Origin of the sequence: Advenella sp. FME57 (assembly GCF_014897675.1) — a bacterium.
Taxonomy (GTDB): Bacteria; Pseudomonadota; Gammaproteobacteria; order Burkholderiales; family Burkholderiaceae_B; genus Advenella.
Genome location: NZ_JABUXU010000001.1, coordinates 137,694 through 159,226, shown reverse-complemented (window position 1 = coordinate 159,226; position 21,533 = coordinate 137,694). Strand labels below are relative to the sequence as shown.

Here is a 21,533-nt window from a genome sequence, read left to right as displayed (position 1 = left end):
ACGCCGCGCAGTTAGGTGGGTAGCAGAAGGCAGCGTTTGCTCAGCTTCCGTAACCGGTGCACGCTTGACCACCTCTCTTTGCTACCGTCTTACGCTGCAATACTGAGCAACCACCCTGCGACACCACTGCAAATGACGACCAGCCATGGTGAAAGTTTCCAGAACATCAATGCCACAAGTGCGATCAACGCCAGTCCGAAGTCCTGCGGGCGATAAATAGCGCTGGTCCATACCGGCTGATACAGTGCCGCAAGTAGCAGGCCCACGACGGCGACATTGACGCCGGCCAGCGCTGCACGGGTGCGTTGATGGTGACGCAATCGCTCCCAGAACGGCAACACGCCAATGACCAGAAGAAAAGACGGTGCAAAAATCGCCAGCAGGCAAATCAGCCCGATGATCCAGGCAGGCGCGCTGGCGTTCATGGTCGCGCCAAGGAAAGCGGCAAAGGTAAACAGTGGGCCGGGCACTGCCTGTGCAGCGCCATAGCCTGCCAGAAAGGCGTCATTGCTCACCCAGCCAGAAGGAACTACCTGCGCCTGCAGCAGCGGCAGGACAACATGACCGCCACCAAAGACCAGGGAGCCGGCACGGAAAAAAGCGTCCACCACAGCTATCACATGGGTTTGTACGAGTTGGGCCAAAACAGGCAGTCCTGCCAGTAAAACAAAGAAGAGCACAAGGCACAGGATTCCTGCCCGCCGACTTACCGCAACCGGCAATGCATCAAGCGTGGCGTCCCGAGCCGGTTTGAACAGCCACAAGCCCAGCAACGCAGCAACCATGATGATGCCTATCTGCCCCCATAGGGGCGGCGCCAGTAGTGCGACAATGGCCGCGAGGGCCATCATGGTAATGCGCATCGTATCTGTACACAACGAGCGCGCCATGCCCCATACGGCATGCGCCACGACAGCTACTGCTGCTACCTTCAGTCCCTGAAGTACACCGGCAGGCATGACCTCGGCATAGCTTGATATGCCCAGCGCAAACAGAATCAAAGCAATAGCCGAAGGCAGTGTAAAGCCGGCCCATGCCGCAATAGCACCCATATATCCAGCCCTGGATAAGCCCAGTGCAATGCCGACCTGGCTGCTGGCCGGTCCAGGCAGAAATTGGCATAGTGCGACCAGATCGGCATAACTGCGTTCAGACAGCCAGCGCCGTCGGCTGACAAACTCGTGATGAAAGTAACCCAGATGGGCGATCGGACCGCCAAAAGAGGTCAGGCCCAGGCGAAGAAAGATAAGGAAAACAGACCACGAAGCGGATTGATCGGTACGGGTTCGGAACTCGTTCATGGTGGTGCTTTCTTGATTTGATATCGAAAGCGGCCATCATAATTCAAATTTGATGACAAAGTCCTCTTTTACACTTCGATTGTGCTCGGCGCGTTTTTTTGACAGGCTGAACGCCTCGTTAGTTAAAGGTTTATGTGAAATACAAACAAACTCGCTATAGAAATGCCGCTCAGGGGTTACGCGCAGCAGCATTGTCACTGCGTGGCTGCCGCTGGTGATGGCAGGCACTGGGGAATAAGAAGTGCTGCAAGGCAGGCCTTCTTTGCGGCTATTGGCCTGGCATTGTCGAGCGCGCCACCGTTGCCGGCGCGTTCATCAGGCGGCTCTCAGCGGGAAAAACGCTGGCGCCTCTGATAGGGTTGTAATCGCAGCGCTCACCGGTGAATCAGACGTCCAGTGGTTCGGTCCATTCGTCGATGAATTGGGTGTAATGTGGACGTTTTTTCTGCGGGATGGACATTTTGGGCGTGCCGATGGCAATGAAGCCCAGGAACCGATAGTCGAGCGAATCAAAACCGAGTCCTGCTTGAAATTCATCAATGTAAGTGGCAATGCCCGTACTCCAGAATGCACCATAACCCAGCATATAAGCAGCATTCAGGATATTGGTGACGGCGGCACCGGTGGCGAGGACTCGCTCTGTCTCGCTGATGGCAGTGTTGCCATAATCGATATGGCAGGCTACAGCAATGATCATGGGTACTTCACTGAGCCAGGCACGGGTTGCCGCTTCTTTTTCGGGCGTGAACGGCGTGTCGCTCTGTTGGCGCAGCCCAATGGAAAAATCGGCGAACTTGCCGATGGCCGGGCCACGAATAATCTTGAACCGCCAGGGCTGAAGGCTACCGTGATCAGGCGCTGCCATGGCGGCCTGCAGAATCCGGGCCAGATCGCCATCATTGGGCGCAGGCGCCGTAACCAGTTTCATGGAACTGCGGGACAACAGAAAATTAATGGGTTGAGTCATGAACAATTACCTGAGTTGCAATACGAATATGATAGCGCAGCAGATCGAAAAATGGGCCGATGACCCTGACGATAAAGGAAGATCAGCAGGCCGATACACTCGTCTCAATTGCGCAGCAGCGCCTTCATATCCCGTACCGCCTTTTCCCAACCGTCAAATATCGCCTGGGCCACGATGGCATGACCAATATTGAGCTCGGAGATGCCGCCAAGTGCCACAATGGCCTGGACGTTCTGATAGTGCAGGCCATGGCCAGCATTGACTTTCAAGCCCTGCCGCAGTCCTTCCGCTATTGCCAACCGGATGCGCTCGAGTTCGAGCTGCTGCGCCTCGCCGCTGGCTTGCGCGTAGGCGCCTGTATGCAGCTCAATGACGCCGGCACCCGCTTGCACGGCAGCGCGAATCTGCTCAAGATCGGGGTCGACAAATAACGACACCCGTGCGTGTGCGTCGTGCAGTTTGCTGATGGCCTGGCTGACCGATTCGAAGTAGGTCTGGACATCGAGCCCACCCTCGGTGGTCAGTTCCTGCCGTTTCTCTGGCACCAGGCACACGTCATGAGGACGCACCTGACAGGCGATATCCAGCATCTCGTCGGTCACAGCGCATTCAAGATTCATGCGTGTCTTCAACAAGGGCCGCAAGGCATGCACGTCGCTATCCTGAATATGCCGGCGGTCTTCGCGCAAATGCAGCGTAATGACGTCGGCGCCAGCCTGCTCGGCAACCAACGCTGCACGGACCGGATCAGGATAACCACAACCGCGCTGCTGACGCAGCGTGGCCACATGATCAATATTTACACCCAGATCAATCATGATGCATCCTGCGCTATTGCTGTGTTGACGGCGTGATTTGTGTCGCGTTGCCGGAAACCGGTACTGGATTGGCTATGGGCGCATCGGGATTCGGACGCATCGAGGTATCGCGATTCCAGCCGCCACCCAGGGCCTTGTACAACTCCACTTTGTTCAGCAAGGATTCGAGTCCCACCTGGACGAAGCTCTGCTGCACGGTAAACAGATTGATCTGGGCAGTTTGAACCTGCAGGAAGCTGTCTATGCCATTTCTATAACGCAAATCCGACAGATTGAGCGACTCGTATGCAGATTTTTGTTGATCCCTCAGGGCTTGCAACTGGGCGCCGTAGGTGGCTTCCCCTGCCAGCGAGTCAGCAACTTCCTTGAATGCCGTCTGAATCGATTTCTCGTACTGCGCGACAGCAATATCCTTGCGCACTTCGCTCAGCTCAAGATTGTTGCGCAACCGCCCTGCCGTGAAAATTGGCATTGTGATCACCGGATTGAACGACCAGGAACCTTGTCCACCCGAAAAAAGCGTACTGAGACCCAGACTGGCCGATCCAATCAGTCCGGTCAGGGAAATGCTTGGGAAAAAAGCCGCTCTTGCTGCGCCGATATTGGCATTGGCAGCCAGCAACTCGTGCTCTGCGGCAATGATGTCAGGACGTCGCACCAGCAAATCGGAAGGCAATCCCGCCGGTATTTTCGTCATCAATACATCGCCTGCGAACGGGCTGGCTGCAGGCAGGCCGGCAGGAATTGGCGCGCCGATAATCAGCTGCAATGCATTTCTGGCCAGTTGCTCGCTGCGATCCAGTTCAGCCGAGCTTGCCCGCGCAGAGTCCAGCAGGGTCTTGGCCTGATTGACATCCAGCGCCGACGCTACGCCGCCGCGAAAGCGCGCCTGGACCAGGTCATAGGTAGACTGACGTGATTTGAGTGTCTTGGCAACCAGCTCTTTTTGCTGTTGCGCTGCACGCAAATTGTAGTACGCCGTAGCCAGTTGGCCGATCAGGTTGATCTGCGCCGTTTTGCGCCCTTCCACGGTTGCCAGATAGGACTGGAATGCCGCTTCGGACAAATTGCGTTGTTTGCCGAAGAAATCCAGCTCAAAGTCGGTAATACCGATGCCGGCCGTAAAGCTGCGCGAGACCGATGGACTATCCGGGCCGGCCTGACGCATATTGGGCGGCATGCGCTGGGCAGTTTCCTGCGCGGTAGCGCCAATTTGCGGGAACTGATCGCTGCGCGTAATGCCATATTGAGCACGCGCCTCATCAACCCGTTTTACCGCAATACGCATATCACGGTTGTTTTCCAGCGCCAGGCCAATCAGTGCCTTCAGGCGAGGTTCACGGAAAAACTGCTCCCAGCCCAAATCAGCTACGGATGTCTGATTGGCGTCGTCCTGCCCAGGGTAGGTCCCCGGAACCGGTGCGTCCGGCCGCGTATAGTCGGGTGACAATGAGCAGCCAGCCAACAGGACGGCCATGAAAACAGCGGAAAAACGGGGCAATGTACGTTGTGACCCTTGCATGATTATTCATTTCCTTTTGGAGGTGATCCGTCCTGACGTTTGCTGTCGCCACCGGCGGTCATGTCATCTGCCTCAGCCACATCGGTGTAGATGTGCTGAGATTCTTTTTCAGCCTCGGTGGCTTTCTCGTGTTCATCAGCCTGGCGACCCAGCAACCTTGGTTTTACCTTGAAGAAGGTCATCACAACTACAAAGAATGTTGGGACGAACAGCACGGCAAATGGTGTCGCAGCAAGCATACCACCAAACACCCCGAAACCGACGGCCTGCTGGCTTGCTGCACCTTCGGCGTTGGCCAGCATTAGTGGGATTACACCCATAATGAAGGCGAACGAGGTCATCAGAATTGGGCGGAACCGCAGTTTGGCCGCCTCAAGCGTGGACTCAACCAAGCCCTTGCCCGAAGCATAGGCGTCTTTGGCAAATTCCACAATCAGAATGGCGTTCTTTGCGGACAGACCAATAACGGTAATCATCCCCACCTGGAAGTAAATGTCATTTGACATGCCAACCAGAGTGACCAGACCGACTGTGCCCAGCATACCTAGCGGTACGATCAGAACGGCCGACAATGGAATCCACCAGCTTTCATAGAGCGCCGCGAGCACCAGGAAGACCACTGCAAAAGCCAGCGCCAGCATAATCGGAGCCTGGTTGCCTGCCTGCACCTCCTGATAGGAAAGGCCCGTCCACTCGTAGCCGATACCGGCAGGCAATTGACCTATCAGTTTAACGATCTCGTCCATCGCCTCGCCGTTGGCATAACCGGGATTGGCCTGACCCTGGATAGTGATGGAGTCATAGCTGTTGTAACGCTGGATCTGTGTCTCGCCATGCACCCAGTCAAGGGTCACGAACGAAGACATGGGAACCAGTTCACCACTGGTGTTATGCACACGCAGTTTGAGAATATCGTCCGGCGACATCCGCTGTGCGGCTTCGGACTGAATCCACACGTTTTGCATCCAGCCCTGGTTGGGGAATTGCCCCAGATAGCTGTTACCGATCGTACCTGACAGGACATTGCCCACTTCGGTCATATTCACGCCCAGCGCATAGGCCTTGATGCGATCAACCGTGACCTTCAATTGCGGACCAGGACCCAGACCCGAAATACGCACCTGGGACAGAATCTTACTCTGGCCAGACAGCTGTATCAGTTGGTTGGCCGCTTCACGCAGCTGGGTCTGACCCATGCCGCCCCGATCCTGCAAGCGCAGGTCGAAACCGGTAGCCGTACCCAGCGATGGGATGGACGGCGGCACAATAGACAGCACCATGGCATCAGGAATACCGAAAAGCAGTTGCCCCGTGGCGCGACCTGCGACCGACATAGCGCTGTGCTCTGCTCCTTTGCGTTCATCGAATTTCTTGAACGGGGTGAAGGCAATGGCCGAGTTCAGACCGGAGCCATTGAAACTGAAACCCTGCACGGTGATGATATTTTCCACCTCAGGCTGTTTCTTATAGTACTCCTCGACCTGTTTGATAACCTCTTCGGTCCGCTTGGCCGAGACGCCTGCCGGCAACTCGATGTTGGTCACGGCATAGCCCTGATCCTCTGTAGGCAGGAACGAACTGGGCAGACGCAGATACAGAAAGCCCAGCAGAATGACCAACCCCAGATAGATCAGCATCATGCGCCCGCCACGCTTGAGCAGGCTGCCCACGAAACCCGTATAGTTGTTCGTGATTTTGGCAAACGTCCGGTTAAACCAGCCGAAAAAGCCTTTTTTCTCATGATGCCCTTTGGGCACGGGTTTGAGCAGTGTGGCACACATGGCTGGCGTAAAGGTAAGTGCCAAAAATGCTGAAAAGCCGATAGAAATAATCATCGCAGCCGCGAACTGACGGTAAATCACACCCGCAGACCCACTCATAAAGAATAGCGGCGCAAAAACCACCATCAGCACAAGTGTAATACCAACGATCGCGCCAAAAATCTGTGGCATCGCTTTTATCGTGGCTTCCTTGGGTTGCAGGCCTTCTTCTGCCATGATCCTTTCGACGTTCTCGACCACCACAATGGCGTCATCCACCAGAATACCAATGGCAAGCACCATGGCGAACATCGTGAGCGTATTGATGGAGTAGTCCAGGTACAACAGGGTCGCCATGGTGCCCATGAGCGCCACCGGCACCACAATGGCCGGTATCACCGTATATCGTATGTTCTGCAGAAACAGGAACATCACCACGAACACCAGCAGCATCGCCTCAACCAGTGTGTGAACCACCTGGGTGATAGATGCATCGACATACGGAGCCGTGTTGTATGGAATCGTGTATTCAATATTATCAGGGAAATACTTGGCCAGACTTTCCATCTCGGCCTGGACCAAATTCGAGGTTTCCAGCGCATTGGCGTTGGGAGCCAGCGAGACGGCGAATGCGGCCGATGTTTGCCCGTTCAAGCGGGATCCGAACTGATAGGAATCGGCACCGACTTCGATGCGAGCCACATCGCGCAGCCTGACTGTAGAGCCGCCTGTTGTGGCGCGCAGAACAATATCGCCGAACTCCTTGACGGTGCTCAGTTGACCATTGACGATCACCGTTGCACTGGTGGTCTGGTCATCCGGCGTTGGCGGCGACCCCAGGGTGCCGCCAGTAATTTGCGCATTCTGCGTTTGCAGAGCAGTCTTGATATCGCTGGTGGTCAGACCAAACGAAGTCATTTTTGCCGAATCTACCCAGATACGCATGGCGCGTGGTGAGGCGAACAGCTGAAATTCCCCGACACCCTTGATCCGGGAGACCGAGTTCTGGATATTCCGTGTGATGTAATCGCCCAGGCCTGCATCGTCAAGCGAGCCGTCCGTAGAGGTCAGACTTACGATCATCAGGAACCCCGCCGTACTCTTGGAGTATGTAATACCTTGCTGTGTAACCGCCTGCGGCAACTTGGAATTCACGCTGGAAATACGGTTCTGGACGTCCACCTGGGCAAGATCCGGGTCGGTGCCTGGTTCAAAGGTCACGTCGATCTTGGCAGCGCCATACGAGTCGCTGGTAGAGGCATAGTAAAGCATGCCCTGGGCGCCGTTGAGCTCGTTTTCGATCAGGCTGGTAACCGAGCGTGCAACCTCTTCAGCGCCTGCGCCAGGGTATGTAGCACGTACGGTGATGGTCGGCGGTGCCACTTCAGGGTATTGCGAAATTGCCATATTGGGGATAGAAACGATACCCGCAAAAAATATGATAATCGCAATAACCCAGGCAAAAATTGGCCGGTTAATGAAAAAGTTTGACATGTTTTATACTCACTGTGCCGGCTTGTCGCCCTGCTGTTCAGGCTTGCTTTCCTGTGTCGGGGCTTTGTCACCCCCTTCTTTGGGTTGTTCCTGAGCGCCAGACTCTGGTTGCTGGTCCTTATTGCCGGCCGCCTTGTCTTTTTTCCATGGCTGAGGTTTGACCGGCGCGCCTGGACGAATTTTCTGGAATCCTTCAACAATCACTTCGTCACCGGCTTTAAGGCCCTGCGTCACGATCGTATCGCTCTTCACTTCCCCGCCTGTCTGGATGGTCACCGCAGCAACCTTGCCATCACGTACCACCATGACATTGCTCAGACCATCGGTAGAACGCTGGATGGCTTGTGTGGGAATCAGCAGTGCCTTGTCGTCCTTGCCCTGCTCCAGCTTCACAGTAACGTACATGCCAGGTAGCAGCAGCTTGTCCGAGTTGGGGAATGTGGCCCTGAGCGTAACCTGACCTGTAGACGGTTCAACGCTGACGCCGGTAAACAGCAGCTGGCCGTTTTCCGGGTACTGAGTGCCATCTTCCAGTTCAAGCTGAACCACTGCCGTGTTTTCGTCAACCTTGGTCAATTGCCCATCTGCCATGGCTTTGCGCAAACGGTAAAGTTCGGAGGTAGACTGGGTGAAATCTACATAGACCGGGTCCATTTGCTGCACATGCGCCAGTTCGGTGGCTTCGGTGCCGCTGACCAGCGCCCCTTCTGTGACCAGGGCACGGCCGATAATGCCGTCAATGGGCGACTCGACATCGGTATAAGACAAATTGATGCGTGCTGCATCCAGTGCAGCTTTGGCCGAAGCGATGGTTGCATCTGCCTGGTTTGCCTGCGCGCGCGCATCGTCATACTCCTGACGGCTCACGGCGTTAGATTTGACCAGGGTGGCATAGCGGTTGGCCAGTTGCCGGGCACTTCCCGCAGTCGCTTTGGCCTGATTCAATGCGGCTTCAGCCTGAGCGTACTGGGCTTTGTAGGTTGCCGGATCAATACGAAAGAGCACCTGTCCTTTCTTTACTTCTCGACCCTGCTCAAATTCAATTTTTTGCACGATACCGTTAACGCGGGCGCGCACCTGTGCATCGCGCACGGCGCTAACCCGGCCTGGCAGCGTTGTAAAGATGGTGGTAGGTGTCTCAGTCAATTTGACTGTGCTGACCGGTGTCGGCGGCGGGCCGCTTTGCGCGCCTGCTTGCTGATCTTCCTTACCGCAACCGCCTAGCGCAACCAGGCATGACAGCAAAACTGTTGCAACATAGCGCTTGTGTATAAAGAGTCTGTTTGTCATTGGGCTGGAAACCTTGAGAGCGAGGGCTGATCCTGACGGATAGCTGATTGAACGGTGTTGAAGAAAAGATTATAACCAGAAAATAATTGCCTAAGCAAATACTATTTAGTATAAACCCTTAAGTTCTAGGGTTTTTATCAGATCCTCGAGAATTTTGTGAGCACTCTCATCTGAGAAATGGGCTATAGATTGGCGAATCTGCGCAATGCGCTGGATCCGTCGATTATTGAAAAAGCACAGCCAAAGCGGCCCCTGCCTGCCCGGTTGGCTACGCAGGCCGCCGTATCAGCCGTGCCAATATCCAGTGCACTGTGGCTGAATCACCCACCGGCGCCGGGCTTGGTAAATAGCCCCGGTCGGCTACTGCTTGGCAAAGATGCAATAAAAATAACATGGCTGTGCCGGTTTTGGCGTCATCCGCCCGCCAGGGAGGATAAAAATCTGCTTTTGTGAGCCCGCACAGTGTCAATCGAGCAACAGGGCGTCATCGGTGATCTGTTCTCCCCTGACCTTCTCAAACATCTGCAACAGGTCGCTGACCGTCATGTCCCGGCGCTGCTCGCCGGCCACATCAAGAACGACCTGTCCCTGGTGCAGCATAATGGTTCGTTCGCCGATTTCCAGTGCCTGTTTCATACTGTGCGTCACCATCATGGTAGTCAGTTTCTGTTCCGTCACGATCTTTTCTGTGAGATTCAGGACAAATTGGGCTGTCCGTGGGTCGAGCGCGGCCGTGTGTTCGTCCAGCAGGAGTATTTTGCTGGGCTGCAGTGCCGCCATCAATAAACTTACCGCCTGGCGCTGTCCGCCCGACAACAAGCCGATGCGGTCGGTCAGCCGCGACTCCAGGCCCAGGCCCAGAATGGTCAGCCGCTCCCGGAATAACTGCCGCAGGTCACTGCGCAAAGCCGGACGAAGACCGCGTTGGCCGCCTCGACAATAGGCCAGCGACATATTCTCTTCGATCGTCAAGTCTTCACAGGTGCCCGCCATCGGGTCCTGAAACACCCGCGCCACATTGACTGCCCGCTGCCACACGCTTTTGCGGGTAACGTTCTCGTCGTTGATATGAATGGTACCCGAGTCGACCATCAGTTCGCCCGACACCGCATTCAGGAAAGTTGACTTGCCGGCCCCATTGGAACCGATCACTGTCACGAACTGCCCTTGCGGAATGCTCAGGGACAAGCCACGCAAGGCGCGGGTTTCAATGGGAGTGCCAGCATTGAAAGTAATATGCAGATTTTGTGCGTTCAACATATCAGGCGCGTCCTTTGATTCGCAGGCTACGGCGAAGCTTGGGCAGAATCAGCGCTACGGCTACCAGCAATGCAGTAATCAAATTCAGATCCTGAGCCTTCAGGCCGATGAAATCGCTGTTGAGCGCCAATGCAATGAAGAAACGATAAAGAATGGCCCCTGCAATGACGGCCAGCGTAATGAAAAGAAAACGCCTCGCAGGCAAAATGCTTTCTCCCACGATAACCGCCGCCAGACCGATCACAATGGTGCCGATTCCCATGGAAATATCAGCCCCGCCCTGAGACTGGGCAAACAGCGCACCGCCCAGACCCACCAGCGCATTCGATAGCGCCATGCCGATCAGCACCATGCGGTCTGTAGAAATGCCCTGGGCCCGCGCCATCCGCAAATTCGAACCGGTCGAACGCATGGCCAGCCCCGAACGGGTCGAAAAATAGGCATCCAGCAGGATTTTGACGACAACCACCACAATGAACAGCAATGCCGGGCGCCAGACAAAATCGTCGAGCGCTGCCGGTTGCGTGAGCGAAAACACAGTGTCGCTGGTGATCAGCGGGATATTGGGCCCGCCCATGATGCGCAGGTTGATCGAATATAGGGCTGTCATCATCAAAATACTGGCCAGCAGATCCATGATGCCCAGTTTGACGTTGAGCCAGCCGGTAATCATTCCAGCAAAGCCGCAAGCGATCATCGCCGCCGCACTGGCCACGAAGGGGTCGTAACCGCTGCTGACCAGAAGCGCAGACACCGCACCGCCCGTGGCGAAAGTACCATCAACCGTCAGATCGGGAAAGCGCAAGACGCGAAAGGAAATGAACACGCCCAGCGCAACCAGACTGTAGATAAAACCCAGCTCCAGCGCACCAAGGGAAGAAAAAAGAGACATGTTAAGAATTTGTGATCAAATAAAAAGGCCTGAGATGAGCCCAGGCCGGTGAAAATGGTGGCAACGGGTTATTTCACAACCACTTTGGCGCTTTTGACAAAGTCTTCGCTCAATGTGACCCCTTGCTTTTTGGCAGCCCCCGGGTTGACGAACAGCTCCAGCGTTTTGCTGGTCTCAGAAGCGATGCTGCCTGGCTTTTCGCCTTTCAGGATACGCGCCACGATTGTACCAGTCTGCATTCCCAGATTCTTGTAGTTTATGCCCAGGGCGGCAATGGCGCCACGCTTGACGCTATCGGTGTCCGAAGCGACCAGCGGGATCTTGGACTCATTGCCCACCTTTACCAGGGCTTCGTAGGCCGATACCACGTTGTTGTCGGTATTGGTATAGATCACATCAACCTTGCCCGCCAGACTGCGTGCGGCCGAGCCCACATCAACCGAGCGCGGCGCGGACGCTTCAACAAGCGTCATGCCAGACTTGGGCAGCAGCTCCTTCAGACGGTTGACCACCACGCTGGAATTGGCTTCGCCCGGATTGTAGACAATCCCTACGCGTTTGGCATCAGGCAATACCTGCTTGATCAATTCAATCTGCTTTTCCAGGACCAGCACATCGGAAACACCGGTCACGTTGGCGCCCGAGGCGTCCATGGACTTGACCAACTGGGCCGCAACCGGGTCGGTCACAGCAGAATACACCACCGGAATGGTCTTGGTTGCTGCAACCAGTGCCTGCGCCGACGGCGTGGCAATAGCAACGATGGCATCGGGCCTTTCACCGATGAATTGGCGTGCAATCTGGGCTGCCGTCCCGGTATTGCCCTGCGCGCTTTGATATTTCCACTTCAGATTCTTACCTTCTTCAAAGCCTTCCTTGGCCAGCGCTTGCTTGACACCATCGCGTACGGCATCCAGGGCCGGATGTTCAACGATGGATGTAACGGCCACAAACTTGTCTGCTGCCTGGGCCGCGCCAGTAAGCAGCGCAGTAGAAACCAGCGCAGCGGAAAGGCAGAAGGTAAACGTGCCCTTGATCATAACAACTCCTGAATGACATGTTCTGAACTCAGCGATTCTGTCACAGCAAACCGCTTTGTACCAGTGGTATTAACGAGAATAAGTGCGCCCGGCAACGCAATCTGTATGTGCAGCCAGGGTTGCCGGCGCTTAGAAACTGATTACTTCCCCAGCCTTGCCGTTTTCCTGGAGCAGCGTCCGAAGCCAGCCCGTCGCAGGCAGCCGGTACAGGCTCTGCACGCGCCTGGCTCGCTGCTGCAACTGCTCAACCGTTACCTGCAATGGCGGGCCGGTAAATGCAATGACGATACGGTTGCCATCAATTGTTTCCGGAAACAGGATCACGCGATCGTCAAAAGCCCGTTTGATATTGCGCATATTCTTGCGAAAACTGCCGTGATGGCCAAACAGGTTTATCGTGACTACCCCCAGATCGGCGCATACCTGCCGGCAACCCCGGTAAAACTGATCGGACGAACATACCGGTCCCTGCGCGGTGTAATCGTACAGGTCCACCATGAGCGCGCCGTAGCCGTTTTCATTGAGCGGATCCAGGACCCAGTCCTGCGCATCTTCATGGATCACCCGGCACGAGGCCGTTTGCTGCAACTCAAAAGCTGACTCGCATATGGCCGTGACCTGGGGATTGTATTCCACGGTCACGACATCGCTATCGAAATGATGCTGGCAAAACCGCGTCAGGGACCCGGCCCCCAGACCCAGAATACCGATACCCCGGTCAACCGGCGGCGCCAGAAACAACAGCCAGGACATCATCTGCTGCGTATATTCGAATTCCAGTTTTTCGGGACGGTTCACCCGCATAGCGCCCTGAATCCATTCGCTATTGAAATGCAGGTACCGTACACCCTGCGATTCGGAGATCATCGGCTCATCGTAGTCGGGGTGTGGTTCCCTTTTCTGGTGCTGCATGCGTCATCAGACCCGTTCGAAGATAGCGGCAATCCCTTGTCCGCCGCCTATGCACATGGTAACCAGTGCATAGCGTCCGCCAACACGCTGCAACTCGTGCAGGGCCTTCACGGTGATGATGGCCCCGGTTGCTCCGACCGGATGGCCCAGCCCGATGCCGCTGCCGTTGGGATTGACTTTGGCCGGATCCATTCCCAATTGCTGCGTGACTGCGCAAGCCTGGGCAGCAAACGCTTCATTGGCCTCAATCACGTCCATATCTTCAATCTTCAGCCCGGCCTTGGCCAGGGCATTGCGCGTTGCCGGAACCGGACCGATACCCATCAGCCGAGGGTCAACGCCGGCGTGGCCATATGCCACCAGACGGGCCAGTGGTTTCGCGCCGCGTTCCTTGATCATTTCACCGTTCATCAGCACCAGTGCGGCCGCGCCGTCATTAATACCTGACGCATTGCCGGCGGTGACTGTTCCAGCCTCCTTGACAAACACCGGCTTCAGGGTTGACAGCCCCTCGAGCGTGATGTCGCGTCGCACGTGCTCATCGGTATCGAACACAATATCGCCTTTGCGCGATTTCATGACCACCGGCACGATCTGGTCCTTGAAATAGCCCTGGTCAATGGCGTTCGCCGCGCGCTGATGGGAAGCGACGGCCAGTTCGTCCTGCTGCTGACGGGACACGCCATATTCCCTGGCCACATTTTCGGCCGTGACACCCATATGCATTTTTTCAAACGGATCGGACAGCGCGCCGGTCATCATATCCTGCATCGCACTGTCCCCCATTCTGGCGCCAAACCGATGTGCCGGTGCAATGTAAGGCGCGCGGCTCATGTTCTCGACGCCGCCGGCGATAGCGATTTGGGCATCTCCCAGCAGCAATGTCTGGGCGGCAGAGACAATGGCCTGCAGACCAGAGCCGCAAAGGCGGTTGACATTGAAAGCCGGCGTACCCTGTGCGACACCGGCCGTGACCGCCGCATAGCGCGACAGATACATGTCGCGCGGCTCGGTATTGATGACATGCCCCAGCGCTACGTGGCCGATATCGTCGCCCGTCACCGCAGCACGCTCCATGGCTGCCCGGATGACCGTTGCTCCCAGCTCGCCAGGGCTTGCATTTTTCAGACTTCCGCCAAAGCCGCCAATGGCAGTACGAACACCGGATACCACGAAAACGTCAGGCATGATAATTCCTTTTTTTGTGTGAAGAGAAGCGAATCATAACGCATCCGGCATACAATGAAAGCCCGCTGTTTGTGTTCAACGGAAAATCAGGACCGCTATGAAAATCGCTACTTGGAATGTCAATTCGCTCACTGTACGTCTGCCGCAGGTGCTGGCCTGGCTGGATCAGCACAGTATCGATATCTTGTGTATTCAGGAGCTCAAGCAGGTCAATGAAAAATTCCCCAAAGATGCTTTCCAGGAACTGGGCTACGACGCTGTCTGGACCGGTCAGAAAACCTATAATGGGGTGGCCATTTTGTCGCGTTCGTCACTGGAAGACGTGATCGTCAACAACCCGCTCTACCCCGATACCCAGCAGCGCCTGATCACGGCGACCTGCCAGACCAGCGAAGGCCCGATGCGGGTCATTTGCGCCTATTGCCCCAATGGCAGTGCGCTGGACAGCGACAAATACAACTACAAACTGGAATGGTATGCTGCGCTTAACCAGTTCGTTGAAGCGCAGATGAAATTATTTCCGAATCTGGCCATTTGCGGCGACTACAACATTGCGCCAGAAGACCGCGATGTACACGCCAAATATACCGGCGATATTCTGATCTCTCCCAAGGAACGCGCCGCCATGCAGGCGCTCAGCGGCCTTGGGCTCACCGATTCATTTCGTCTGTTTGACCAGGAAGAAAAACTGTTCAGCTGGTGGGATTACCGGATGATGGGATTTCGCCGCAACGCCGGGCTTCGCATTGACCATGTCCTGCTGACCCCGTCGCTGGCGCAGCATTGCACAGCCTGCGTTATTGACAAGGCGCCCCGTGGCAATGAACAACCGTCGGATCATGCGCCGGTTGTCGCCACGCTCTCCTTGTCATTTGCCTGACAAGGTCCTGACGGGCTGCGATTGCCTGATGACTGCAGAATGACAAAAGGCCGGAAGATTTCCGGCCTTTACTGTTTAAGGGGCATCGCTGACACTGGCAATGTACTGCGCAAGACCCTAGTGGCGCTCGGTGTATCGCTGGCTTTACGTGTCGTCAGCTTTACTACTCACCATCCAGAATCTGATCTTCAAAGCTGGTGGCTGCCTGTTCGCTGGACATGGGCACATACAGCACGCCCGAAGTAATGGGCTTGCCGATATTGATGATCGATATCAGACGGTTTTTCTGCGTGACCGCAAAGCTCTTGCCGATATTGTTGCTGGTCAGGCTGGCCAATCGTTGGCTGCCGGAAGGGGAAAATTCAAGTTTCACAAAAGCCTTGCCCGCACTGTTGCGGGTAGCCACAGCGTTCTGCAAATCGTTGCGGGTCAATGTCTGGGTCGGGTCGACATGCACAAGCACGCCGTTCTGGCGCACGGCCGTGTAACCCTGCGTTGGCGTGCGGGACGCGATGTACATGATGAGCGACGATGTAGCGACCGAGCTCGACGGCGCCGGCGGGGTTGACGTGGCCGGGGCCGGGGCCTGACCGGACGAAGGCGGTGGCGCTGTCGGCACATCACTGACTCGCGTGCCGCCGCTTGAGCGATTCTTGAGCAAGTGATCCATAGTGTCGCAGCCTGCCAGGGTCAGCGTGGCAGCGATTGCAACAAAAAGTACCCCTCTTTTGATGTGCATGGTCGGTTTCCTTGATTCTGGTAAAAGACTTATGGCGCCATTATAAGATATTGTTGGAAATTCGCATGGACACTTTTCCCACCCGATCACAAAAAGCGTTCATGGCTTTTGAGGTAACGCCATTTGCCCGGGGGCAGGTCCGCCAGCGACACATTGCCCATGCGAACCCGTTTTAAGCCGATCACATTAAGGCCCACCATTTGACACATACGGCGAATCTGCCGTTTCTTGCCTTCCTGCAAAATAAACTTGAGTTGGTCGTCATTTTGCCAGCTCACCTGCGCCGGACGCAGCACATCACCATCTAGGGACAGTCCGTTATTGAGCAATTGCAGCCCATTGCCGCTGATCCTGCCTTCGACGCGGACCAGATACTCCTTTTCCACTTCTGAGTCTTCGCCGATCAGCTGTCGGGCAATACGCCCATCCTGAGTGAGAACCAGCAAGCCTTGTGAATCGATATCCAGCCTGCCGGCCGGCGCCAGCCCTCTTAAATGTGACGGACTGAAGGTATGTTTGTCACGATCGTACTGCCGATCAGGCGTGATCAGCGTTACCGCAGGCCGATAACCCTCTTCGGCCTGACCCGAGACGTAGCCCACCGGCTTGTTCATGATGATGGTGACCCGGGCCGTCTGTCGCGCCTGGGCTGACTTGTCCAGCGTAATGGACTGATCGGGAAACGCCTTCTCGCCCAGCGTGGCGACCTTTCCGTCTACGCGCACCCAGCCGCGTTCAATGTAAGCGTCGGCTTCACGCCGGGAACACAGTCCGCGCTCGGCAAGCAGTTTAGATATTCTTGTCTTTTCCATTTGATTCCGTTTGCTTACGCAAATTTGCTATAGTGTGTTTCTTTGTCCGGACGCACCGGACGTTTCTGTTTGAGCGTGGTTATTACAAGACCACGATTTATCTGCAGGCTCTCACACCCCGCGACCCATGAAGCATGAACCTTATTCACCCGGCTGGCTGAGCCGGCCGCCACCTAAACTTGATCCTGTCCAGAAATACTGGCTGTCTCGCCCGGGCCCGCTTACTCAGGGTTTACGCAGACAAGGCGAGGTACGCATCCAGGTGATCGGTGAATTTGCCGAGGTGGTCAGCACGGATGAAGCGCGGACCATCAGAAAGGCAGCCAATACGATTGTCTGGGTACGGGAGATCTGCATGTCTATTGACGGCACGCCTGCGGTAATCGCCCGCAGCATAACGCCGCTGGATGCTGCCCAATCGGTATGGCAGGCAGTACGTCGGCTACGCACACGGCCACTGGCCGATATTCTGTATCATGATCCGGCTATTGTACGATCTGTGTTCGAGTCCTGCATAGCAAAATCGCCAATGCCAATATTTAAAGCCGTCGTGCGTGCAGGCCAACTGCCCTCGCCTGCACAGCCCAGACTGCCCACCCGTCGCTCGGTTTTCTGGAAAAACGGCCAGCCGCTGCAGGTGACCGAATGCTTTTTACCTGCCTTCTGGTCGCAATTGCTTAAGCATCCCAGGGTTTAACACGGCCGGCGGCGAGGAGTCAGACTGACTTTTTTTAAAGTAGATATGACTCTGGATTTTGCAACGGAATGCGTAATACAGCGCGATGCAGGAACGTTGGGGCCACCTGCGGCGGGTGGCTCTTACTTCAAAAACATTGCGTTCAAAATCGTTGCGTTTGTCGCTGCTGTGTCATAGAGATCTGATCGTATGAGGGTTACAGTGCGTTGTCGTCCTGCTCACCGGTACGGATACGAATTGCGCGTTCGACCGGTGTAACGAAAATTTTCCCGTCGCCTATTTTGCCAGTACGCGCCGCTTTGATAATGGCTTCAATGGCCGATTCAACCAGACTGTCTGCAATGACCACTTCTACCCTGACTTTGGGAAGAAAGTCCACCACATATTCGGCGCCACGATATAGCTCTGTGTGCCCTTTCTGACGGCCAAACCCTTTTACTTCCGCAACGGTCAGACCGCTGACGCCGATATCTGCCAAAGATTCACGAACTTCGTCCAACTTGAAGGGTTTAATGATGGCTGTTATTAATTTCACGTGGTTTCCTTTACTTTACGGGGCCAGGCCGCGCTTTTATTACTGGAAAAGAATAGCATATTTTTTAATAATGCAGCCTAGAATCGATAGCCGTTCGTTATTGGGAATCGCCAATCGCGACCAAACGCCCGGGTGGTGATTTTGGGCCCGGGAGAGCCCTGGCGCCGTTTGTATTCATTGATTCGCAGCAGTCTGGCAACCTTTTCCACATCCTCACGGGCCAAGCCGGTATTGACGATGGCTTCCACCGAATCATTGTGTTCCATCAGATGTTCCAGGATGGTGTCCAGCACCTCATATTCGGGCAGGCTATCCTGGTCAGTCTGGTCTTCGCGCAACTCTGCAGAAGGCGCTCGCGTGATGATCCGCTCCGGAATGATCGCAGACTGCGTATTGCGCCAGCTGGCCAGTCGATATACCAGCGTTTTGGGGATATCCTTCAGGGGAGCATAGCCACCCACCATGTCGCCATACAGCGTGCAATAACCCGTAGCCAATTCAGACTTATTGCCCGTGGTCAGCACGATGGCATTGAATTTATTGGACAACGCCATCAGCAATGCGCCGCGAATTCGTGCCTGCAAGTTCTCTTCGGTCGTGTCCTGGGGTAAGTCGCCGAAAATGGGCGCCAACGCCTGCAGGTAACTGTTGAACATAGGGGAAATGGCGATTTCGTCGTAGCGCACGGCCAGGCGTTGAGCCATGTCCTGTGCGTCATTGACCGAGATGTCGGCGGTAAAGCGCGACGGCATCATGACGGCATGCAGGTTCTCTGCACCAATGGCGTCAACAGCAATGGCCAGCACCACAGCAGAATCAATGCCGCCGGATAAGCCGATCACGGCCTTTTCAAAGAAATTCTTGCTCAGATAGTCCCGCGTACCCATGACCAGCGCACGCCAGATTTCGGCTTCGACCGCCTCATTTTCCTGGGATTGCAGAGGCACCGACTGATCTGCCCCGAAAGGTAACGGGGCCAGGGCCTCAAACTGTCCCAACGAGATCTGAACGCCCCCCAAGGCATGGCAAAAACCATTGAGCTCAGCCACGACTGCGCCGTGTCGGTCTACTACGAAGGAGTGGCCATCGAAAACCAGTTCGTCCTGCCCGCCCACCAGATTGCAGTAGATGGCTCCCATGCCGGCATCACAGACGTTTCGACGTAACACGGCAAGTCGGGTCTCGTGCTTGCGCACCATATAGGGCGAGGCGTTCAGGATCAGCAGCGTATCTGCCCCTGCCTGCCGTGCGGCCGTGGCAGCGCTGGCAAACCACACGTCTTCGCAGATGGTCACACCGAAGGTATGTTCCCTGACGGTGAAGACCAGCGGCTTGCGCCCCGCTGTGAAATAGCGCTTTTCATCAAATACGGAATAATTGGGCAACTCCTGCTTGAGGTACGTGCCCAGGTTGTCGCCATTGAGAAAAACACTGGCGGCATTGAAGGTGCCCTTGTCCGTGCTGACAACATGCCCCAGCACCACATGCAAGTTCTGGAAACGCGATAGTGTTTCCTGCAGGGACTGCAAGGCAGCCTGCTGGTCCGCGAGAAACTGGCAGCGCAGCAACAAGTCTTCAGGCGCATAACCGGTAAGCGCCAGCTCGGGCAATAACAGGACGTCGTGCCCCTGCTCGTGAGCCAATGCTGCTGCCTGGACAATGCGTGCGGCATTGCCGGCCAGATCACCGACCTTCTGATTGATTTGTGCAAATGCGACACTGACCGATGGTTCCATTATCCCGCTCTGTTTCTTTTGCAAACCACCGATTATCACACAAGCATCTGAGATGAGCGTCTAAAATACCACTGATTAATGCAAAATACCGACATTGGACAGATCAGCACACACTATGACAGACAGCCCTAACCAAACCAATCAATTCGACAAAAAAGCTCAGGCCTGGTCGGCCCGTTTCTCTGAACCCGTATCCGAACTGGTCAAGCGCTACACCGCCTCGGTCGATTTTGACAAGCGACTGGCCCGTTTTGACATTCAGGGGTCGCTGGCCCACGCCACCATGCTGGCCGCAACAGGCGTCATCTCCGCCGACGATCTGGCCGCCATCGACAAGGGCATGCAGCAGATTCTTCAGGAAATCGACGCCGGCACGTTTACCTGGCTGCTGGACCTGGAAGATGTGCATCTTAATATCGAAAAACGCCTGGTTGAGCTCATCGGCGATGCCGGCAAACGCCTGCACACCGGCCGCTCGCGCAACGACCAGGTGGCAACGGACATTCGCTTGTGGCTGCGTTCGGAAATTGACGTATCACTGGAACTGATTACCTCGCTGCGTCGCGCCCTGGCGCAGGTGGCGCTGGAACATCATGACACGATCATGCCCGGCTTTACGCATTTGCAGGTGGCCCAGCCGGTTACTTTCGGCCATCATCTGCTGGCCTATGCTGAAATGTTTGCCCGGGACGCAGAACGCCTGGTCGATTGCCGCAAGCGCTGCAACCGCCTGCCATTGGGCGCGGCCGCGCTGGCGGGCACCTCATATCCCATTGATCGTGAACAGGTTGCTACGCTGCTGGGCTTTGACAGCATCTGCCGCAACTCACTGGATGCCGTATCCGATCGCGATTTTGCCATCGAATTTTGCGCCGCTGTTTCCCTGGTCATGACGCATATTTCCAGGCTTTCGGAAGAGTTGATCCTGTGGATGAGCCCGCGCATCGGCTTTATTGATCTGGCAGATCGTTTCTGCACTGGCAGCTCCATCATGCCGCAAAAGAAAAATCCCGATGTGCCGGAACTGGCGCGAGGCAAGACCGGCAGAGTCAACGGCAATCTGATTGCCTTGCTGACGCTGATGAAAGGCCAGCCCCTGGCCTACAACAAGGATAACCAGGAAGATAAAGAAGGCCTGTTCGACTCGGCCGATACCTTGCGCGACACATTGACAATATTTGCCGACATGATCGGCGGCATCCGGGTACGTAAACAGGCCATGCGCGACGCTGCCCTGCTTGGTTTCTCCACTGCCACCGACCTGGCTGACTATCTAGTCAAGAAAGGACTGCCCTTTCGTGACGCGCATGAGACCGTTGCCTTGGCCGTGCGCCATTGCGAAGAGCAACAGTGCGATCTGGCCGATCTGACGCTGGAAGAAATGCGCAAGTTCAATCCATCGATTGATAGCGATGTATTCAGCGTGCTCACCCTGGAAGGCTCGGTTTCGTCACGTGCACATATCGGTGGCACTGCGCCGACCCGTGTCAAGGCCGAAGCCGAGCGCGTTCTGGCCGAACTGGCCTGACCTGCATTAGATCCTAACTAAAAAAAGACGGCGCACCGGTTTGTGACGGGCGCCGTCTTTTTCATTGCTGCGCGCTGCTGGCCGACAGGGTTACAGCTGCTGCGGCTGTCGTCTTGCAGTGACAATGCGTCCATTGACCTGCATCTTGACCACCGTCGCGAT

18 protein-coding genes are annotated in these 21,533 nt (G+C 55.7%); 3 read left to right on the top strand and 15 right to left on the bottom strand.

The features are described 5' to 3' along the window. Positions 1-89 precede the first annotated feature (89 nt). The 11 genes from chrA to INT32_RS00640 all read right to left on the bottom strand — a co-directional run bounded on the left by chrA (position 90) and on the right by INT32_RS00640 (position 14,444). A complete protein-coding gene (gene chrA / locus INT32_RS00690; RefSeq protein WP_193086815.1) occupies positions 90-1,301 on the bottom strand; it encodes a chromate efflux transporter in 1,212 nt (403 codons plus the stop codon). Between the two features lie 385 nt (positions 1,302-1,686). Next, entirely contained in the window at positions 1,687-2,268 is a 582-nt protein-coding gene (locus INT32_RS00685) for a nitroreductase (protein WP_193086814.1), read from the bottom strand. A gap of 104 nt (positions 2,269-2,372) precedes the next feature. Continuing rightward, the gene (gene pdxJ, locus INT32_RS00680) at positions 2,373-3,086 is read right to left on the bottom strand and encodes a pyridoxine 5'-phosphate synthase (RefSeq protein ID WP_193086813.1); all 714 of its coding nucleotides are present in this window, start codon (positions 3,084-3,086) and stop codon (positions 2,373-2,375) included. A 13-nt stretch (positions 3,087-3,099) separates the two neighbouring features. Beyond that, the gene (locus INT32_RS00675; RefSeq protein ID WP_193086812.1) at positions 3,100-4,608 is read right to left on the bottom strand and encodes an efflux transporter outer membrane subunit; all 1,509 of its coding nucleotides are present in this window, start codon (positions 4,606-4,608) and stop codon (positions 3,100-3,102) included. 2 nt (positions 4,609-4,610) lie between these two features. Next, complete coding sequence (locus tag INT32_RS00670; protein WP_193086811.1) at positions 4,611-7,862, bottom strand: efflux RND transporter permease subunit; 3,252 nt, start codon at positions 7,860-7,862, stop codon at positions 4,611-4,613. 9 nt (positions 7,863-7,871) lie between these two features. After that, the gene (locus tag INT32_RS00665; protein ID WP_226816362.1) at positions 7,872-9,152 is read right to left on the bottom strand and encodes an efflux RND transporter periplasmic adaptor subunit; all 1,281 of its coding nucleotides are present in this window, start codon (positions 9,150-9,152) and stop codon (positions 7,872-7,874) included. 465 nt (positions 9,153-9,617) lie between these two features. Next, positions 9,618-10,412, bottom strand: coding sequence for an ABC transporter ATP-binding protein (locus INT32_RS00660; protein WP_193086810.1), 795 nt, complete (start codon positions 10,410-10,412; stop codon positions 9,618-9,620). Between the two features lies 1 nt (position 10,413). Continuing rightward, a complete protein-coding gene (locus tag INT32_RS00655; RefSeq protein ID WP_193086809.1) occupies positions 10,414-11,304 on the bottom strand; it encodes an ABC transporter permease in 891 nt (296 codons plus the stop codon). Positions 11,305-11,372: 68 nt separating this feature from the next. Beyond that, positions 11,373-12,344, bottom strand: a complete 972-nt coding sequence (locus INT32_RS00650) for an ABC transporter substrate-binding protein (protein ID WP_193086808.1) — start codon at positions 12,342-12,344, stop codon at positions 11,373-11,375. Between the two features lie 129 nt (positions 12,345-12,473). After that, positions 12,474-13,256 carry a spermidine synthase gene (locus tag INT32_RS00645; RefSeq protein WP_226816361.1) on the bottom strand — a complete coding sequence of 261 codons (783 nt, stop codon included), beginning with the start codon at positions 13,254-13,256 and terminating at the stop codon, positions 12,474-12,476. A gap of 6 nt (positions 13,257-13,262) precedes the next feature. Beyond that, positions 13,263-14,444, bottom strand: coding sequence for an acetyl-CoA C-acyltransferase family protein (locus tag INT32_RS00640; protein WP_193086807.1), 1,182 nt, complete (start codon positions 14,442-14,444; stop codon positions 13,263-13,265). Positions 14,445-14,541: 97 nt separating this feature from the next. Here INT32_RS00640 and xth point away from each other — a divergent pair, with 97 nt between their 5' ends. After that, positions 14,542-15,324 carry an exodeoxyribonuclease III gene (gene xth, locus INT32_RS00635; protein WP_193086806.1) on the top strand — a complete coding sequence of 261 codons (783 nt, stop codon included), beginning with the start codon at positions 14,542-14,544 and terminating at the stop codon, positions 15,322-15,324. A 163-nt stretch (positions 15,325-15,487) separates the two neighbouring features. Here xth and INT32_RS00630 read toward each other — a convergent pair whose 3' ends face one another. Next, complete coding sequence (locus INT32_RS00630) at positions 15,488-16,063, bottom strand: hypothetical protein (RefSeq protein ID WP_193086805.1); 576 nt, start codon at positions 16,061-16,063, stop codon at positions 15,488-15,490. 86 nt (positions 16,064-16,149) lie between these two features. Next, positions 16,150-16,875 (bottom strand): pseudouridine synthase, encoded by a 726-nt coding sequence (locus INT32_RS00625; protein WP_193086804.1) that lies wholly within the window; start codon positions 16,873-16,875, stop codon positions 16,150-16,152. A gap of 127 nt (positions 16,876-17,002) precedes the next feature. Here INT32_RS00625 and INT32_RS00620 point away from each other — a divergent pair, with 127 nt between their 5' ends. Beyond that, complete coding sequence (locus INT32_RS00620) at positions 17,003-17,572, top strand: chorismate lyase (protein WP_193086803.1); 570 nt, start codon at positions 17,003-17,005, stop codon at positions 17,570-17,572. Positions 17,573-17,768: 196 nt separating this feature from the next. Here INT32_RS00620 and INT32_RS00615 read toward each other — a convergent pair whose 3' ends face one another. Next, complete coding sequence (locus INT32_RS00615; RefSeq protein ID WP_100696950.1) at positions 17,769-18,107, bottom strand: P-II family nitrogen regulator; 339 nt, start codon at positions 18,105-18,107, stop codon at positions 17,769-17,771. Positions 18,108-18,184: 77 nt separating this feature from the next. After that, positions 18,185-19,843 carry an NAD+ synthase gene (locus tag INT32_RS00610; protein WP_193086802.1) on the bottom strand — a complete coding sequence of 553 codons (1,659 nt, stop codon included), beginning with the start codon at positions 19,841-19,843 and terminating at the stop codon, positions 18,185-18,187. 115 nt (positions 19,844-19,958) lie between these two features. On the opposite strand from INT32_RS00610, the gene argH reads away from it, so the two are divergent. Then, entirely contained in the window at positions 19,959-21,371 is a 1,413-nt protein-coding gene (argH, locus tag INT32_RS00605) for an argininosuccinate lyase (protein WP_193086801.1), read from the top strand. The last annotated feature ends 162 nt before the right edge of the window (positions 21,372-21,533 follow it).

What these genes read in the sequence shown, in the direction of transcription:
- chrA (WP_193086815.1), bottom strand. Translation starts at nt 1,301, where the DNA reads ATGAACGAGTTCCGAACCCGTACCGATCAATCCGCTTCGTGGTCTGTT.
- INT32_RS00685 (WP_193086814.1), bottom strand. Translation starts at nt 2,268, where the DNA reads ATGACTCAACCCATTAATTTTCTGTTGTCCCGCAGTTCCATGAAACTG.
- pdxJ (WP_193086813.1), bottom strand. Translation starts at nt 3,086, where the DNA reads ATGATTGATCTGGGTGTAAATATTGATCATGTGGCCACGCTGCGTCAG.
- INT32_RS00675 (WP_193086812.1), bottom strand. Translation starts at nt 4,608, where the DNA reads ATGCAAGGGTCACAACGTACATTGCCCCGTTTTTCCGCTGTTTTCATG.
- INT32_RS00670 (WP_193086811.1), bottom strand. Translation starts at nt 7,862, where the DNA reads ATGTCAAACTTTTTCATTAACCGGCCAATTTTTGCCTGGGTTATTGCG.
- INT32_RS00665 (WP_226816362.1), bottom strand. Translation starts at nt 9,152, where the DNA reads ATGACAAACAGACTCTTTATACACAAGCGCTATGTTGCAACAGTTTTG.
- INT32_RS00660 (WP_193086810.1), bottom strand. Translation starts at nt 10,412, where the DNA reads ATGTTGAACGCACAAAATCTGCATATTACTTTCAATGCTGGCACTCCC.
- INT32_RS00655 (WP_193086809.1), bottom strand. Translation starts at nt 11,304, where the DNA reads ATGTCTCTTTTTTCTTCCCTTGGTGCGCTGGAGCTGGGTTTTATCTAC.
- INT32_RS00650 (WP_193086808.1), bottom strand. Translation starts at nt 12,344, where the DNA reads ATGATCAAGGGCACGTTTACCTTCTGCCTTTCCGCTGCGCTGGTTTCT.
- INT32_RS00645 (WP_226816361.1), bottom strand. Translation starts at nt 13,256, where the DNA reads ATGCAGCACCAGAAAAGGGAACCACACCCCGACTACGATGAGCCGATG.
- INT32_RS00640 (WP_193086807.1), bottom strand. Translation starts at nt 14,444, where the DNA reads ATGCCTGACGTTTTCGTGGTATCCGGTGTTCGTACTGCCATTGGCGGC.
- xth (WP_193086806.1), top strand. Translation starts at nt 14,542, where the DNA reads ATGAAAATCGCTACTTGGAATGTCAATTCGCTCACTGTACGTCTGCCG.
- INT32_RS00630 (WP_193086805.1), bottom strand. Translation starts at nt 16,063, where the DNA reads ATGCACATCAAAAGAGGGGTACTTTTTGTTGCAATCGCTGCCACGCTG.
- INT32_RS00625 (WP_193086804.1), bottom strand. Translation starts at nt 16,875, where the DNA reads ATGGAAAAGACAAGAATATCTAAACTGCTTGCCGAGCGCGGACTGTGT.
- INT32_RS00620 (WP_193086803.1), top strand. Translation starts at nt 17,003, where the DNA reads ATGAAGCATGAACCTTATTCACCCGGCTGGCTGAGCCGGCCGCCACCT.
- INT32_RS00610 (WP_193086802.1), bottom strand. Translation starts at nt 19,843, where the DNA reads ATGGAACCATCGGTCAGTGTCGCATTTGCACAAATCAATCAGAAGGTC.
- argH (WP_193086801.1), top strand. Translation starts at nt 19,959, where the DNA reads ATGACAGACAGCCCTAACCAAACCAATCAATTCGACAAAAAAGCTCAG.